Origin of the sequence: Streptococcus australis (genome assembly GCF_040226615.1) — a bacterium.
GTDB lineage: Bacteria > Bacillota > Bacilli > Lactobacillales > Streptococcaceae > Streptococcus > Streptococcus australis_E.
This window is the reverse complement of the sequence record NZ_JBCOAT010000006.1, coordinates 65,715-81,586: the sequence shown is the minus strand read 5'-3', so window position 1 is coordinate 81,586 and position 15,872 is coordinate 65,715. Positions and strand designations below refer to the sequence as shown.

Here is a 15,872-nt window from a genome sequence, read left to right as displayed (position 1 = left end):
TGATGAACGAAAAATATTTTGAAAGTGCAGAATTCTATCAGAAACGTTTCCATAATTTTGCTAGTTTGTGGGTAGTCCCTTGTTTTCTTTTACTACTGTTTATTGTGGGATTCTCTGTCTTTGCCAAGAAGGAAGTGACCTTGTCTAGTCGTGGGACGATTGAAGCTACGCGCGTGGTGGACCAAATCCAGTCAACGAGTAATTCTCCCATTCAAGTCAACCATTTGAAGGAAAATAAAGAGATTAAGAAGGGCGAAATCTTGGTAGAATACCAGGAGGATCAGGAAAAACAACAAGGAATGAGCTTGACGCAACAGCTAGATCTCTTGAAGAAACAGGAGGAACAATTAAAACTGTTGAAAACGAGCATTGAGACCGGGGAGAGTCAGTTTACAGGAAATGAGCATTTTGGGTATGATCAGCTGTTTAAGGATTACCAGCAACAGATAGCGATTCTCCAAGCGCAAGCCCATCAACAAAATGCGACTATTGCTTCTCAAAATGCCAGTGCAAGTTCCAGTCAAGCAGAAATTGGCCAAGCTATCCAAGACCAGGAGAAGCGATTAGCTGATTACCGTAGTCTAAAATCAGCTCTCCTAGAGGAAAGAAGTCTGGATGCGACTCATCCACTTTACTCCCTCTACCAGAGTTACGCTCAGCAACCACATGGAGAAGAAAACGCTCAAGCACAAGCTTCTTTTATCAGTCAACTGGATAGTCAAATCCAGCAGCTAGAAGCGAGTATTTCTAATTATCGAATTCAATATGCGGGATCCGGAAGTCAACAAGCTTTTTCGACCAGTTTAGATAGTCAAATAGCTTCGCTGAAAGCTCAACAGCTAAGTAAGGTTGGACAAGATCTGTTGCTTCTTTCTCAGCAAATCGCAGATTTAGACAGTAAGTTAAAAACACAAGAAACTCTTCTTCAGAAGACTCAGATTCTAGCTAAGGATGAAGGGGTAATTCATTTGAATGATGAAACAAAAGGAGCGAGTATTGTAACGGAAGGCACTCCTTTGGCACAAGTTTATCCACTCATTCAGAAAGAAAAAGAAGTCAAGATTGTTACCTATATTCCTTCAAAAGATATAGCTACGATTCATGTGGGAGATCGGATTCGCTTTAGCACACAGGGAAGTAAACAAAAACCAATTACGCTAGAGGCCCGTATTAGCTCCATTGCTTCGAGTGCCACTCGGACAGAACAGGGGAATTTTTTCAAAATCGAGGGAGTTCTTCGTCTCAAGGATCATGAGGCAAAACTTCTACGGTACGGATTGGAAGGGAAGTGTGTCCTGATCACAGGAGAAAAATCTTACTTTAGTTTCTTTGTGGATCAATTTTTAGGAGCGGGGAACTAAAGAAACATAACATAAAAAGAGACCGAGGTCTCTTTTCAGATTTAAGATAAAGTCTTCTGAAAAACTTCCCTTAGGTGAGTACGGACGTCAGCGAACTTCTACGAAGTTCCATGACTTAGTTTTGAGCCTAAGGTCTCAAAACTCCCGAGTGTTAGAGACACTAGTGTTTCTAACACTTTTCTCACGGCGGGAAGTTTTTAATCTTTTTATTAAATGGCTAAAAAAATAAAAGTCATTTTTGAAAATCATCTGGCCGTTTTATGTAAAACAATAGTTTGTCTACATTCAAAAAAGAGACCGAGGTCTCTTTTTTATTCTAGCATTTTTAATAGGAAGTCCGCCATTTGTTGGGGGCTTTCTTTTTGACCACGCGCCACCCACATTTGACAGACTCCAAAGAAGGCATTGGTGAGGTAGACAGAACTGTAGTCTCTTTCGATTTCGGTCAAAGATCGATGGCCATAGCGCTCTTGCAAGCTATCCACTAGTAGAACTTGTAGCTTGTGCCGCAAGAAGGATTGAATTTCTTTTGTCCCATTCTCGGTTAGAAGGACAGCAAAGAGGGGCTCCTTGGTGAGAAATTCGAAAACTTCGGTAACAGCTTGGTGTTTATCATCTTGTTGTTTGTCGAAGATGTATTCAACTTTGTGGAAAAATTCCTGTTGGTAGCGCTCAATCATATCGTACTTATCGCGGTAGTGGGTATAGAAGCTACTCCGGCTGATACCGGCTTCTTTTGCCAACTGAACGGTTGAAATCTCATCAAAGGACTTTCTATGAAGGAGGTTAACCATAGCTTCCTGGATGATCCGTTTTGTTTTTATTCGCTTATTGCTTTCGGTAACCATTTTAGTCTCCCTCTTTTATAAACAAAATTATACACAGTGTCCAAAAATAAATTTTTTAACTTGCGGTTTTTAATAAGAACTGTATAATCAATTATATCAAAAAATTAGACAATGTGTATAAAAAGGAGACAAAAAATGTTTAAGGAATGGAAAGCGATTTTTAGGAAACCGACCTTCATCGTTGTGATGATCGGGGTTGCCTTGATACCAGCTCTCTACAATGTGATCTTTCTATCCTCTATGTGGGATCCTTATGGCAAGGTTTCTGACCTGCCAGTAGCAGTTGTCAATCAAGACCAGCCGGCTCGTTATCAGGAAGAAGAATTGACAATCGGAAAAGACATGGTGTCCAATTTTGAGAAAAGTGACGCTCTGGATTTTCATATTGTCGATGAAAGAGCAGCTAAAGAGGGGCTGGAAAAGGGTGATTACTATATGGTGGTGACCTTGCCCAAAGATCTATCTGCTAAAGCTGCTTCTATCTTAACCAATCACCCAGAACAGATGACCATTGCCTACCAAACATCTAGTGGGCATAGCTTTATTGCTGGTAAGATGAGTGATTCAGCCATGATAAAAATCCAGCAAACCGTTGCTAGCAATGTCACTCAAACCTATACCAGCGCTCTTTTCGAAAAGATGAGAAGTTTGAAGACAGGGATGGGAACAGCAGCGGAAGGAAGCCAGAAATTAGCGACCGGTGCTGGTCAGCTAAAAGAGGGTGGACAGACCCTGACAGACCATTTGACCACCTTGTCCAATTCGAGTCTGTCTTTTTCAAATGGGGCACAGACTCTTAGCACTGGTCTCTTGGCCTACACCAATGGAGTTAGCCAATTAGGAACTGGTCTTCATCAAATGCAGGAGAAAGTTCCCACCCTCGTATCGGGAGTTGGGCAACTTCATGATGGTTTTACTACCTTTAGTAGTGGTTTGACGACCTATACGTCGGGAGTTGGACAGCTGGGAGATGGTTTGAACCAAATGGCTAGTCAAACGCCTCAGTTAGCCTCTGGAATTGGCCAATTGCATACAGGGATGACGACTCTCTCAACGGGACTGGATACCTACACAAAGGGAGTTAGTCAGTTGAATCTTGGTGCTAGTAACTTGACGGCTGGCCTCACCAGCTATAGCTCTGGGCTTGCTACTCTCAGTGGTGGAGCTAGTCAATTAAGCGGCCAATCGGAAGCATTAAGAAATGGAGTGTCTCAGTTAGAGACAGGCATTCAAACCTTATCCACACAACTCACTCCGCAACCAAATCAACAAGAGCAACTTTCCCAATTAACAGCAGGCCTCACCCAATTAAATGAAGCTATTCAGAACACGAGCGGGGATACCAGTCAACTCAGCACAGCTTTGGCAACCATCGCCACCTCTGCTCAAGGGATTTCAGCAGCAGCACAGGCTGACCGCAATTCGGTGCTAGCAAATCTTCAAGCTACTGCTGCCTATCAATCGATGACAGCTGAGCAACAGGCAGAAATGACGGCTGCTGTCTCTGCTACTTCAAGTAGCACGGAGACTGCTGCTCAAGCGATTTTAACCACTGTTCAAGGCTTGCAAGAAAGCTTAACAACCGAGAGTCCCTTGGCCACAGTAAAAGAAAGTGCCAACCAGATCTTGCCAACAGCTTCGTCTACCTTGAATACTCTTTCAACTAGCTTGAGCTCCGTGCAGACAGCAGTGACAGAGCAACTTCTCCCAGCTAGCCAAACCCTTAGCCAGGGCGTTCAACTCTATACGACAGGGGTGGATCAGTTAGCCGGTGGAGCTAGTCAGCTTACGGATAATAGCAGTAGCTTGATTGCAGGAGCTACTCAATTAAGTGCGGGGACAAGTCAGCTGGAGCAGAAATCTGGTGACTTGGTAATGGGAAGTAATCAACTAGCAGCAGGATTGGGAGACCTAAATGGGAAAATGCCAACTCTGACTGCTGGAATGGCTCAATTAGCTTCAGGAGCCAATCAATTGACTAGTAAGTCTAGTGAATTAACAACAGGCGCTGGTTTGCTAGCTAGTGGGATCGGTCAACTAAATGGTCAAACACCAGTTTTGGCTAGCGGTGTTGATCAACTGATATCAGGAGTCGATCAGTTGTCGGATAAATCAGGTCAGTTACTATCAGGTTCTCATCAATTGGCGGATGGTGCAACTAAGATAGCTGATGGCTCTGGTCAATTAGCGACAGGAGGTCAGGTTCTTGTCGGAGGCTTAGGTGATCTCCAAACAGGTAGTCAGAATCTTAGTCAAGGCTTGAGTTCAGCTAAGGACCAACTAAATAGCGCTAGCACTGAAAAAGAAAATGCAAGCGTATTGTCAAATCCAATCACTCTTTCGAAGACAGACCATGACAATGTTTCGGTGAATGGAGTGGGCATGGCACCTTATATGATATCTGTTGCCCTTTTCGTCGCGGCTCTTTCTACCAATATGATTTTTGCCAAATTGCCATCTGGCTGTCATCCAGAAAGTCGTTGGGCTTGGCTTAAATCGAGATTGGAAGTGAACGGGATGATTGCGGTCTTAGCTGGTATCCTGGTCTACGGAGCTGTCCACCTGCTAGGAATGGTAGCAAACCATGAAAGCTTGACCCTCTTCCTCTGTGTGCTAGGAAGTGTGACCTTCATGTCCATGGTGACTGCCTTAACGACATGGAACAACAAGGTCGGAGCTTTTATCTCTTTGATTCTCTTGCTCCTTCAACTGGCTTCTAGTGCAGGGACTTATCCGCTTGCCCTCACCAATCGTTTCTTCCAAGCTATTCATCCGCTGTTGCCGATGAGTTATACCGTATCGGGACTAAGGGAAACCATTTCCTTATCTGGTCAGATAGGAGGACAAGTCACCTTCCTTACCCTAGTTTTGGGCTTGTGTATTGGCCTAGGAATGATAGCCTATCAACCTCAAAAAATGGAAGAAGACTAAGCTTCCTCTATCCATAGTTTCATGTGAAACAAAGCCCCCTTCTCAATAGAGAAGAGGGCTTTTTCTTAGTTAAAATAAAGCACTTCTGGATCTGGAGTAACATAGACAAGGTTGTCATCTTTAAAGACAAGTTGAACTTGTCCTTCTTTGTAGGTAAAGACTGTAAAAGTTTGCTCTAATTGAGACGTTTGAGCTAGATCGATTACACCAGTCCAAAAAGCATGGAGTTGCTCCTCTGTTAAAAGACCCTCTTGATAGAGATTAACAAGGTTTTCTTTTTCCTTTTCTGAAAAGGTCTCGAGCATATAATTTGAATCAACATGGGTTTTTTCAGGTTTTCCAAGAATTTTTTTGACTATTTTTGTTGTATAGCCTTCGAAATCAGGTGTATGCACTTTTAATCCACCGTCATATTTTTTATAGTAAACGACAGAATCGCCTGTTGCATAGATCTTGTCTGTTGGAGCTTCGCTAGCATTGGCAGGGAGCTCCTCCATTTTTTTGCTAGAGCTGGTTTCTGTCTCAGACTCTTTCTTCTCTTTTTTGGAAGAGCTAGCTTTAGATGATTTTTTTGATGATGGGGCTTCTTTTTCACTTTTCTCTTGTTTTTTAGAAGAGGTACGAGAGCTCGTTTCATCCGGTTTGAAATGTGATTCAAAATCAGACATACAGGCTGTCAAGAAGAAAAGACTCAAAAAGAGCGTTGTAAGGAGAGTGATTTTTTTAGACATCATGTAAATCCCTTTCTAATTATAGAGCGCTATTTCTTCTATTGTACACTATAAAAGCTTGGAAAGCACGAAAAAACAGGAGAGATCTTGTACGAAGTAGGTATTCATACAAGCTTTCTCTCCTGTAAGGGTCAGCTCCTTGTGATCTCATTTGAAGCGAGGAGGCTGGGACAAAAGTTCTAGCCTCTTAATTGTCTTTGGATTGTCGAGCAAGACGCAGTGGTTGAGTGGGCTCTACTACGCTGATTTCATCAGCTTTTACAGCCTTACTCAACTGTGCGGAGGTGGGACGACGAAATCGAATTCTAACGAATTACCGATTTCTGTCCCACTCTCTTGTGTGCTTCAGTTAGTGGCCTTGAAAGAAGGGCTTAGCGTCCACCAGGCCCGCCAGGTCCACCGCCTTGAGGTCCGCCACCTCCGGGAGCCCCACCGCCTCCAGGCATGGAGTTGACAATTTCTGTTTGTTTTTCACCGTTGATATAGATATCTCCGCCTGTGTAGGTAGCTGTTCCATCAAAGTCAAAGCCGGATTGCCCCGTCAAATTGATGGTTCCTCCGGTCACAGTGACGTTGCCGTTAGAGTCGATTGGATCGGTATCGCCTTGCCCAACTTCAACATTGAGGGTTCCACCATTCATGGTGAAGAAAATTTCATCTTGGTTGGCATTGGCATTAGCCGCATTGACCCCGTCATCGCTTGCGTAGATGGTGATATCTCCACCGTTGATGGTAATCGATTTTCCTTCGAGACCTTCGACAGACTCGGTTACTTTATAGGTTCCGCTATCGATGATCAGATCTCCAGAAGAATGGATGCCATCGTCTCCGGCTGATATGGTCATGGTATTGTCAGACAGATACATGGTTCCAACAGATGTATCTTCATCATTATCCACCTTGACTGCATCTTCATCTGCATCGATGGTCATGGTCGTACCAGTGATATTGAGTTCATCATTGACGTTGAAGGCATCTCCAACAGCCGTGATCTTATAGGTTCCACCTGTGATGTGGAGGGTATCATTGGCCTTGATCCCGTTGTTCTTCTTGGCATCAATGTTGAGCGTACCTGAACCATTGATGGTGAGATCTCCTTTAGAGAAGATGACCGCATCGGCATCTTCATCATTGTTTGAACTTGAATCAGATAGGGTATTGGTCGTGCCCTCTGCTAAAGTCAGGTAAACATGCCCCGCTTTCGTAGCAGAAATTGGCGCGTTGGTGTTGGTCATGGTAACCCCTTTTAAGATGATATGAACATCATCTGACTCACCTGCTTCGACCTTGATTTGAACCCCGTCGGATTCACCAGAGATGACATAGGTTCCGGCCTTCGAGATGGTCACGGTGGATCCAGAAACGGCTACGCCGTCCCCTGAAACAGTTGCAGAAGATCCAGACAGTTTTACAGTAGAGGCTGTACTTTCATCATAAGAAGTGTCCTTGTCCTTATCTGTAAAATAGTTGGAGCTATCTGTTTTACTATTTGAAGTAGAAGTTGCGGTTGTTTGGGCGGTATTGTTTGTTGTAGCTGATTGAGATGACGCTTGGGTACAAGCTGTCAGTAAGGTGAGGGTAGCGGCCCCCGTTAATAAGAATTTCCATTTGTTTGATTTCATGAGCTTTTCCTCTCGTTCCATTGATATGCTCCTAGTCTAAAGTTGCTAGCTGAAAGTTTCCTAAAGTTTTTCTGAAAGGAACCTTAACTTTGGTTTTCTTTAAGTTTGGCTTAATGAAAGCTTAAGAAAAGGCCACTAAACTAAGGAACAAGTAAAGCGACTCGTGGCTTTGCAACAAATAACGATAAAGAAAATGACAACTTATTTATAGAACAAAAGGAGAAAAACATGAAAAAAACGGTAGAGACAAGCTTCAAGCGGATTGAAACCAAATATGTGGTGAATAAAGAAGACTTGGATGATTTATTGAAAGATTTAAAGAAATATGTTGTTGAAGACGATTATCCCATTTCCACGATTTCAAATGTCTATTTTGATACCGAAGACTTTGATGTGATCCAAGATGCCCTTGCTAAACAGAACCGTCGTGAAAAGATCCGGATGCGGGCCTATGTAGAGCATCCAACAGTGAAGAGTCCGGCTTTTCTAGAAGTAAAATCAAAGGATGCAGAAGGAATTGGTCATAAGTTCCGCCTGGTCTCGAACCCTTCCTCCATTACCCGCCTCATGACGGATGGACTAGTGGATCAGACCATTCAGGATCTGGACTTGGTTCAAGAAATCCAAGCTCTGCGCCAGCGCTATGATAACCGACTACAGCCTCAGATGTACATCTATTACGATCGTTTGTCCTTAAAAGAAAAGAAGAGCATCCAAGGCTATCCTTACAATAAGATTCGGGTCACTCTGGATCAAAACTTGGTCTATCGTGATCAGCAGGTCAGTCTCCTCCGTGGGAAAGCTGGAGAGCCTTTATTAGAAGAAAATACCATCATTATGGAAATCAAGGCCCTAGGTGAAGAACCTCAGTGGCTGAAGGACATTCTGGATAAGTACGGACTGGTCAAACAGAAATTTTCGAAATACAGTTGTGCCTACCATAAGTCACAAGGCTTAGACTATGCACCAACGCCAATTCAAGAAAGGACAGGTGCTGCCTATGTCTAATCTATTTGATTCTATTTTTAATAATGCTACGGCAACCGTAGATCCGGTGCGCCTGATGTTGGCCTTACTGGTCAGCTTGGTGCTCGGGATGGCCCTGTCTTGGACCTACAAATACCGTACCCTCTATACGCGTGAATTTATCGTCAGTCTCACCTTGCTTCCCTGCATGATGACCCTGGTGATTTTCCTGGTGAACGGGAGTCTGGGGACCTCGATTGCAGTAGCAGGGACCTTTAGCTTGATTCGATTTCGGTCTGCTACCAGCGGCTCGAGAGAATTGATCGCGATTTTCCTAGCCATGATTATTGGTTTGGCAGCTGGCTCGGGTTACCTCTTATTAGCAGTTTTGTTTACGGCCTTTCTGTTAGCCATCTGGCTCTTGCTCGAAACCAAGCAAAGTAAGACCGACCACCAACGGCGCCGTCACCTGACGATTGAGCTAGAAAATCAGGCTAGGATTGCGGATAGGATCAGCCATTTATTGGAACGCAATTGTACAGAAGTCGACTTGATTTCGGTCAATACAAGCCAAAATGGGGGACAGCTTACCTTGGATTATGAAGTAGATCTGAGACCAGAAGTTGACGATTTTGCAATGACGACCCTCCTAACAGAAGAAATTTATCATTGCGATGTCACCTTGACCAAAAAGGCTAAGAAAAGAAAGAATTTATAGACGCTATCCTCTTTTAGGATAGCTTCAGATTGAAGATAAAGTCTTTGAAAAACTTTCCTTAGGTGAGTACGGACGTCAGCGAACTTCTTCAAAGTTCCATGACTAATTATTGAGCCTAAGGTCTCAATAATTCCGAGTGCCTGAAACACAAATGTTTCAGGCACTTTTCTCACAGCGGAAAGTTTTTTGATCTTCTTAAATAACTAAAAAATAAAAGTCATTTTTTGGTAATCATCTAACTGTTTTATGTAAAACAATAGTTTGTTTCCATTCTAACACTATCCTCCTTTAGGATAGCTTTTTAGGCTTTTAAGAACTTTTTAAGGAAAAGTGGTATACTGTTTCTAAAAAATTGAAGGGATCCTTTATGAAAAAGACTGCTATTTTTGAAGATGTCGTCTCTATTATGACTCAAGATTCATCTACCATCAAAGATAGAAAAGGATGCGATCCAGAGCCTTTTCGAGAAAAAATTACAGATGATATGACGGATGATGCCTTTCTTTATCAAGTCAGGTCCTACCTAGCTAGTTTTGGAGTGATCGGCCATGTTTCCTTTGGAAAGAAAAAGGCCCCCAACAAAGGTTTTTTATTGCGCTCGACAGACGACGGTCTCTTTGTAGAAGGGGCAAATGAAGATACGGGACTTCAAGTAGGAGATCAGATCTTAGCTTTGGATGGAAGTGACTTGGAGCAGGTGGCGTCTCTTCATAAGGACTATTTTATCAGTAAGACCCCTGAAAGACACTACCGAGAATGGGCGGATTTGGTCTCTCAGTCCACAAGGGTCACCCTGCTTCGAGAAGGGGCAGAAAAGACCATTGAAGTAGCACCCAGTCGAGAACCAATCCAAGATCAGATTTTTTGGAAACGATTAGACGATGAGATTCTTTATCTTCGTCTGGATAATTTTATGGATGAAGGAGCCATTAGTCGGGTATATCAAGAGTGTTTACCGATGATGACGGAGGTCAAGTTTCTTCTCATTGATGTCCGACAGAACGGCGGAGGGACAGATTCTTTATATCTTCCTCTGTTACATCTAGGCTTAGAGAAGGATCAGGGCTATGATTCGCTTGACTGGGACGATGATGGCATGGAAATTCTCTACACGGAACGCAATGTCGACTTACGCTTAAAGGATTTTGAGGACTGGATGCAACAGGAAGAAATTAGTCCTGAAACAGCTAAACTACTTGAAGCTATGAAAGAGGGGTTACTACGCCATCGGGGAAAAGGCTATGTGCCGTATCAGCAAGAAAGCGAGGAATTCTTCCCAGAGGTTAGAGGTGGCCAATATCCCGAACAGATCTTTATCTTATCAGATATTTATTGTCGATCATCTGGTGATAATTTTGTCCAGATGATGAAGCAGTTTAAGAAGGTAACGGTGGTAGGTAGACCAACTCTAGGAATTTTAGACTATTCCAATTGTTGTACTGTTGATTATGGCGATTATCGATTGATGTTTCCTACTTCTCGCTGTCTAAGCTTGGATCAAGGAAAAGGAATGACGGATCAAGGTGTGGAGCCGGATATAGAGGTTCCCTGGAGTCCCGACCATTTTGAAAGAGATGTAGATCTAGACAAGTGTTTGGAGTTGATTCGCCAGAGTTGCGAAACGGCAAGATAATGCTTAGATAGCGGTTGGCTTTAATCAGGAAAGTAATCGTCTCTTATGGTAACGTTTTCTAGTATTTTTTCCTTGTGTTTGGATTGCTATGACTGAACAAAAAATGGTAAAATAGTCAGTGAAAATCAAAATGAAGAGTGAAAAAGATGAAACATAAAACACTTTATAAATTTATAGGGCAAACAATTTTGTATTTCGCTATTTTCTTAGCCCTACTCTATTTCTTTAGTTACCTTGGTCAAGGTCAGGGTGGCTTTATCTACAATGAATTCTAAAGGAGATCCCTACCGTGTCAAACCAACCAATTACTGATATGATCGAGGCGATTGAGCGCTTCGCCCAACTGCAACCAGACTATCCTGTCTACAATGTCCTTGGAGAAGAGCATACCTATGGCCAATTGAAGGCAGACTCAGATAGTTTAGCAGCTCACATCGACCAAATGGGACTTCCTGAAAAGTCCCCTGTTGTGGTCTTTGGTGGCCAAGAATATGAAATGTTAGCAACCTTTGTGGCCTTGACCAAATCTGGCCATGCTTATATCCCAATTGATAGCCATTCGGCCTTGGAGCGTGTGTCTGCTATTGTTGAAGTAGCAGAGCCAAGCCTGATCATTGCCATCAATGAGTTCCCAATCGAAAACCCAGCTGCTCCGATCATGTCTTTGGAGCAAGTGCGTGAAGCTTATGCGGCTCAGAATGCTTATGATTTGCAACATCCGGTCAAAGGGGATGATAACTACTACATCATCTTTACCTCAGGGACAACTGGAAAACCAAAAGGGGTGCAAATTTCGCATGATAACTTGCTCAGCTTTACTAACTGGATGATCACAGACAAGGAATTTGCGACGCCAGAGCGTCCGCAAATGTTGGCGCAACCGCCCTATTCCTTTGACTTGTCTGTCATGTATTGGGCACCGACCTTGGCTCTTGGTGGAACGCTTTTTGCCCTTCCATCAGCCATCACTCAAGACTTCAAACAACTCTTTGCAACCATCTTTTCTCTTCCGATTGCGATCTGGACTTCAACACCATCTTTCGCAGATATGGCTATGCTGTCTGAGGATTTCAATGCTGAAAAGATGCCAGGCATCACCCATTTCTACTTTGATGGGGAGGAGTTGACCGTGAAAACCGCTCAGAAATTGCGCGAGCGTTTCCCAAATGCGCGCATCATCAATGCTTATGGGCCAACAGAAGCAACCGTTGCTTTGTCGGCAGTAGCAATCACAGATGAGATGTTAGCGACTCTTAAACGCTTGCCAATCGGTTATACCAAAGAAGATTCTCCAACCTTCATCATTGATGAGGCAGGCAATAAATTGCCAAATGGAGAGCAAGGGGAAATCATCGTATCTGGTCCAGCTGTTTCAAAAGGTTATATGAATAATCCAGAGAAAACAGCAGAAGCCTTCTTCGAATTTGAAGGTCTTCCAGCCTACCATACGGGAGATGTCGGAACCATGACGGATGAAGGCCTTCTTCTCTATGGTGGACGGATGGATTTCCAAATCAAGTTTAACGGCTACCGTATTGAGCTAGAAGATGTTTCTCAAAACTTGAACAAGTCTCAGTACATCGACTCGGCTGTCGCAGTACCGCGCTACAACAAAGATCACAAGGTGCAAAATCTCTTGGCCTATGTCATCTTAAAAGATGGGGTCAAAGAACAATTTGAGCGCGAAATTGATATCACGAAAGCCATTAAGGAAGATTTGGAACACATCATGATGTCTTATATGATGCCTTCAAAATTCCTCTACCGTGACAGCTTGCCGCTAACTCCAAATGGGAAAATCGACATCAAAGGGTTGATTAGCGAGGTTAACAACCGATGATCGAGTTTTTGAAACAGCTCCCTCATTTAGAACCCTATGTCACCCCGGTCTACTTTATTTATTTGATTGGGGCCTTATTGCCCATCTTTGTTGGCCTCTTCTTTAAAAAGCGTTTCCCAGTCTATGAAGCCTTGGTCAGTCTAGCCTTTATTGTTTTGATGCTGACAGGGACGGATTTGAAACAAATCTATGCGGTTCTGTTCTACCTCTTTTGGGAAATCCTTTGGGTCTACTCCTATAAATTCTATCGAAGCCAGCGTGATAGCAAGTGGATCTTTTACCTTCACTCTTTCTTGGTCGTTTTGCCCTTGGTTTTTGTGAAGGTGCAACCAGCCATTGATGGGACCCAGTCTTGGATGGGATTCCTTGGGATCTCCTATCTGACCTTCCGAGCGGTAGGGATGATTATCGAGATGCGAGATGGGACCCTCAAAGAATTTAGTCTCTGGGAATTCTTGCGTTTCTTGCTCTTTATGCCGACTTTTTCAAGTGGGCCAATCGACCGCTTCAAACGCTTCAATGAAGATTACCTAACGATTCCAGATCGGGATGAGCTCCTCGATATGCTGGAGCAGAGCGTCAAGTATATCATGCTTGGCTTCCTCTATAAGTTCATTCTAGCTCATATCTTTGGTCATCTCTTGCTAGGTCATGTCAAGACTTATGCCCTTCTTCAAGGGGGCGTCTTTAACCTAGGAACTTTAGGGGTGATGTATGTCTTTGGTTTGGACCTCTTCTTTGACTTTGCAGGCTATTCCATGTTTGCCCTTGCGGCATCCAACTTGATGGGGATTAAGAGCCCAATCAACTTTAACCTCCCCTTCAAATCGCGTGATTTAAAGGAATTTTGGAATCGTTGGCACATGAGCTTGTCCTTCTGGTTCCGTGACTTTGTCTTTATGCGTCTGGTCATGGTCTTGATGCGCAACAAGGTCTTTCAGAGTCGGATTACAACGTCAAACGTTGCCTATATCATCAACATGTTGGTCATGGGCTTCTGGCATGGAGTGACCTGGTATTATGTTGCTTATGGCCTCTTCCACGGTCTAGGTCTCGTGATTAATGATGCCTGGCTTCGGAAGAAGAAGACACTGAATAAAGAGCGCAAAGCAAAAGGACTTGAGCCCCTGCCAGATAATCGCTGGACTCAGGCTCTTGGAATCTTTATTACCTTCAACACTGTTATGCTGTCCTTCCTGATCTTCTCAGGTTTCTTGGATCAGCAATGGTTTCCAAAAATGAAATAAGAAAAGGAAAAATGAAAAATGGATGTAAAATCACAAGTAATTGAAATTATTGACGAATTGTTTATGGAAGATGTCTCAGACATGATGGATGAGGATCTCTTTGATGCGGGTGTTCTTGATAGCATGGGAACCGTTGAGTTGATTGTTGAATTGGAAAACCGCTTCGATATTCGGGTTCCAGTATCTGAATTTGGTCGTGATGACTGGAATACTGCCAACAAAATCGTAGAAGGTGTAACGGAGCTTCAGAATGCTTAAACGATTGTGGCTGATTCTGGGTCCAGTCTTTTGCGCCATGGCTCTTGTCGCTACTCTTCTCTTTTTCTATCCGATTAACCACAAACATAATCTGACAGAGGAGAAAAAGGCCGCAGTGAGCTTGACGGCAGAAGGCTTTAAAAGTCGTGCCCGTAAGGAAGAAGCGCTCGGGGATCCCAACTATCGTTTTGTACCCTTCTTTGGTTCCAGCGAATGGTTGCGATTTGACATCGTCCACCCAGCAGTACTAGCTGAGAAGTATGATCGCTCTTATCGTCCGTATTTTCTAGGTCAACGAGGGGCAGCGTCTTTGAACCAATATTTTGGGATGCAGCAAATTCTTCCTCAACTAGAAGGGAAAACGGCTGTTTATGTGGTATCGCCCCAGTGGTTTACGAAGGACGGTTATGATTCATCGGCCTTCCAGCAATACTTTAACAGTGATCAATTAACGAGCTTTTTGGCCAACCAAGAAGCTGGGCCAGCAAGCCAGTATGCGGCATCTCGTCTCTTGCAGCAGTATCCTAATGTTGCTATGCAGGGAGGAGTTCAGAAGCTAGCCAAAGGTCAAAATCTATCTAGTTTTGAAAAAGGTCTCAATCAGACCCTCATGCGCTTTGTTCGTCGGGAGGATGCCTTCTTTAGCACCTTCACGGCAATGAACAATAGCAACTATGAGAAGAAAGTTCTCTCTCGCTTAAACGACTTGCCAGATACATTTTCTTACGAAGCCTTGGAAGAGGTGGCGACGGCGGAAGCCAAAAAGAAAACCAATAATAATAAACTAGGCATTAGTAATAGTTTTTATACTCATCGTCTTGCGAGTAAGCTCAAGAAACTCAAAGGATTCCAAAAGAATGAATCCTATGAACAATCCCCAGAATACAATGATTTACAACTGGTCTTGGATCAGTTTGCTCAATCTAAAACCAATGTCATCTTTGTCATCCCTCCAGTGAACTCGAAATGGATGGCTTATACAGGTTTGAGTAAAGAAATGTATCAACGGACAGTTGAAAAAATCCGTTACCAACTAGAAAGTCAAGGCTTTACCCATATTGCTGATTTTTCTAAAGATGGTGATAATCCCTACTTTATGCAGGACACCATTCATATGGGCTGGAATGGATGGTTGGCATTTGACAAGGCAGTTGATCCTTTTGTCTCCAACCCTCAACCGGCTCCTGAATACAAGATTAACAATCGTTTCTTAAGTCAGGACTGGGCTAACTATAAAGGCCAGCCGGATCAATTTAAGTAAGATGCGAAGAGGTTGAGAATACCCAGTCTCAACCTTTTTCCTATAGTTTTAAAGAAACTTATCCCCATATTCACAGACTTATCCACAGACTTGTGGATAAGTCTATCTACTAGAAAGAGAGAAACTGGTAAACCATGAAAACAATGAAGAAAATAGCTGTTTATGCGATTCTTCAAGGAATCGTGATTTTTCTCATTACGGGCCTCATCACCCAATTCATCAGAGGAGACTTCTTTTTCCGTAACTTGGCTCCAATATTTGGAGTCTTGGCAGCTATCATGCGTTTTGGAACAGCTAGTCTGATGAAAATCTTGGCCCCAACCCTATACGATGAAGAGGCCAAACAAGAGAAAGCTCCTACCGGGAAAGAAGCTGAATAAAAGAACTGTTTTTTCTGGAAAAATCTCTGGAAAAGCACTTATCTGACAGGCTTTATGGTAAAATAGAAGGAAGAAT

At 43.2% G+C, this 15,872-nt stretch carries 14 protein-coding genes; 11 read left to right on the top strand and 3 right to left on the bottom strand.

All coding sequences use genetic code 11. The annotated features are described in order from the left end of the window. Nucleotides 1-2 precede the first annotated feature (2 nt). Complete coding sequence (locus ABT997_RS06650; protein WP_350019013.1) at nucleotides 3-1,361, top strand: bacteriocin secretion accessory protein; 1,359 nt, start codon at nucleotides 3-5, stop codon at nucleotides 1,359-1,361. A gap of 311 nt (nucleotides 1,362-1,672) precedes the next feature. Here the strand turns inward: ABT997_RS06650 and ABT997_RS06645 are convergent, their stop codons facing one another. Beyond that, nucleotides 1,673-2,209, bottom strand: a complete 537-nt coding sequence (locus tag ABT997_RS06645; RefSeq protein WP_350019012.1) for a TetR/AcrR family transcriptional regulator — start codon at nucleotides 2,207-2,209, stop codon at nucleotides 1,673-1,675. Between the two features lie 135 nt (nucleotides 2,210-2,344). Between ABT997_RS06645 and ABT997_RS06640 the strand changes: the two genes are divergently transcribed. Next, nucleotides 2,345-5,140, top strand: coding sequence for a YhgE/Pip family protein (locus ABT997_RS06640; RefSeq protein ID WP_350019011.1), 2,796 nt, complete (start codon nucleotides 2,345-2,347; stop codon nucleotides 5,138-5,140). A 65-nt stretch (nucleotides 5,141-5,205) separates the two neighbouring features. On the opposite strand, the gene ABT997_RS06635 is transcribed toward ABT997_RS06640, so the two are convergent. Both ABT997_RS06635 and ABT997_RS06630 read right to left on the bottom strand, forming a co-directional pair. Beyond that, complete coding sequence (locus ABT997_RS06635) at nucleotides 5,206-5,871, bottom strand: DUF4947 domain-containing protein (protein WP_350019010.1); 666 nt, start codon at nucleotides 5,869-5,871, stop codon at nucleotides 5,206-5,208. A 371-nt stretch (nucleotides 5,872-6,242) separates the two neighbouring features. Next, complete coding sequence (locus ABT997_RS06630) at nucleotides 6,243-7,493, bottom strand: carbohydrate-binding domain-containing protein (protein ID WP_350019037.1); 1,251 nt, start codon at nucleotides 7,491-7,493, stop codon at nucleotides 6,243-6,245. A 228-nt stretch (nucleotides 7,494-7,721) separates the two neighbouring features. On the opposite strand from ABT997_RS06630, the gene ABT997_RS06625 reads away from it, so the two are divergent. From ABT997_RS06625 to ABT997_RS06585, 9 genes are all read left to right on the top strand, one after another. Continuing rightward, nucleotides 7,722-8,501 carry a polyphosphate polymerase domain-containing protein gene (locus ABT997_RS06625; RefSeq protein WP_350019009.1) on the top strand — a complete coding sequence of 260 codons (780 nt, stop codon included), beginning with the start codon at nucleotides 7,722-7,724 and terminating at the stop codon, nucleotides 8,499-8,501. Then, on the top strand, nucleotides 8,494-9,177 hold the full coding sequence (locus ABT997_RS06620) for a DUF4956 domain-containing protein (protein ID WP_343093997.1): 684 nt from the start codon (nucleotides 8,494-8,496) through the stop codon (nucleotides 9,175-9,177). The genes ABT997_RS06625 and ABT997_RS06620 overlap by 8 nt, the downstream gene beginning before the upstream one ends. A gap of 367 nt (nucleotides 9,178-9,544) precedes the next feature. Beyond that, nucleotides 9,545-10,810, top strand: a complete 1,266-nt coding sequence (locus tag ABT997_RS06615; RefSeq protein WP_195324265.1) for a S41 family peptidase — start codon at nucleotides 9,545-9,547, stop codon at nucleotides 10,808-10,810. A 146-nt stretch (nucleotides 10,811-10,956) separates the two neighbouring features. Continuing rightward, complete coding sequence (locus tag ABT997_RS06610) at nucleotides 10,957-11,085, top strand: teichoic acid D-Ala incorporation-associated protein DltX (RefSeq protein WP_006595368.1); 129 nt, start codon at nucleotides 10,957-10,959, stop codon at nucleotides 11,083-11,085. A gap of 14 nt (nucleotides 11,086-11,099) precedes the next feature. Continuing rightward, nucleotides 11,100-12,650 carry a D-alanine--poly(phosphoribitol) ligase subunit DltA gene (gene dltA, locus ABT997_RS06605; RefSeq protein ID WP_195324264.1) on the top strand — a complete coding sequence of 517 codons (1,551 nt, stop codon included), beginning with the start codon at nucleotides 11,100-11,102 and terminating at the stop codon, nucleotides 12,648-12,650. After that, nucleotides 12,647-13,897 carry a D-alanyl-lipoteichoic acid biosynthesis protein DltB gene (dltB, locus tag ABT997_RS06600; RefSeq protein WP_350019008.1) on the top strand — a complete coding sequence of 417 codons (1,251 nt, stop codon included), beginning with the start codon at nucleotides 12,647-12,649 and terminating at the stop codon, nucleotides 13,895-13,897. The genes dltA and dltB overlap by 4 nt, the downstream gene beginning before the upstream one ends. Before the next feature lie 18 nt (nucleotides 13,898-13,915). Continuing rightward, nucleotides 13,916-14,155, top strand: coding sequence for a D-alanine--poly(phosphoribitol) ligase subunit DltC (gene dltC / locus ABT997_RS06595; protein ID WP_061564509.1), 240 nt, complete (start codon nucleotides 13,916-13,918; stop codon nucleotides 14,153-14,155). Beyond that, nucleotides 14,148-15,416, top strand: a complete 1,269-nt coding sequence (gene dltD, locus ABT997_RS06590; protein ID WP_195611992.1) for a D-alanyl-lipoteichoic acid biosynthesis protein DltD — start codon at nucleotides 14,148-14,150, stop codon at nucleotides 15,414-15,416. Before dltC ends, dltD begins: the two co-directional genes overlap by 8 nt. A gap of 143 nt (nucleotides 15,417-15,559) precedes the next feature. Further along, on the top strand, nucleotides 15,560-15,796 hold the full coding sequence (locus ABT997_RS06585; RefSeq protein WP_195612000.1) for a hypothetical protein: 237 nt from the start codon (nucleotides 15,560-15,562) through the stop codon (nucleotides 15,794-15,796). The last annotated feature ends 76 nt before the right edge of the window (nucleotides 15,797-15,872 follow it).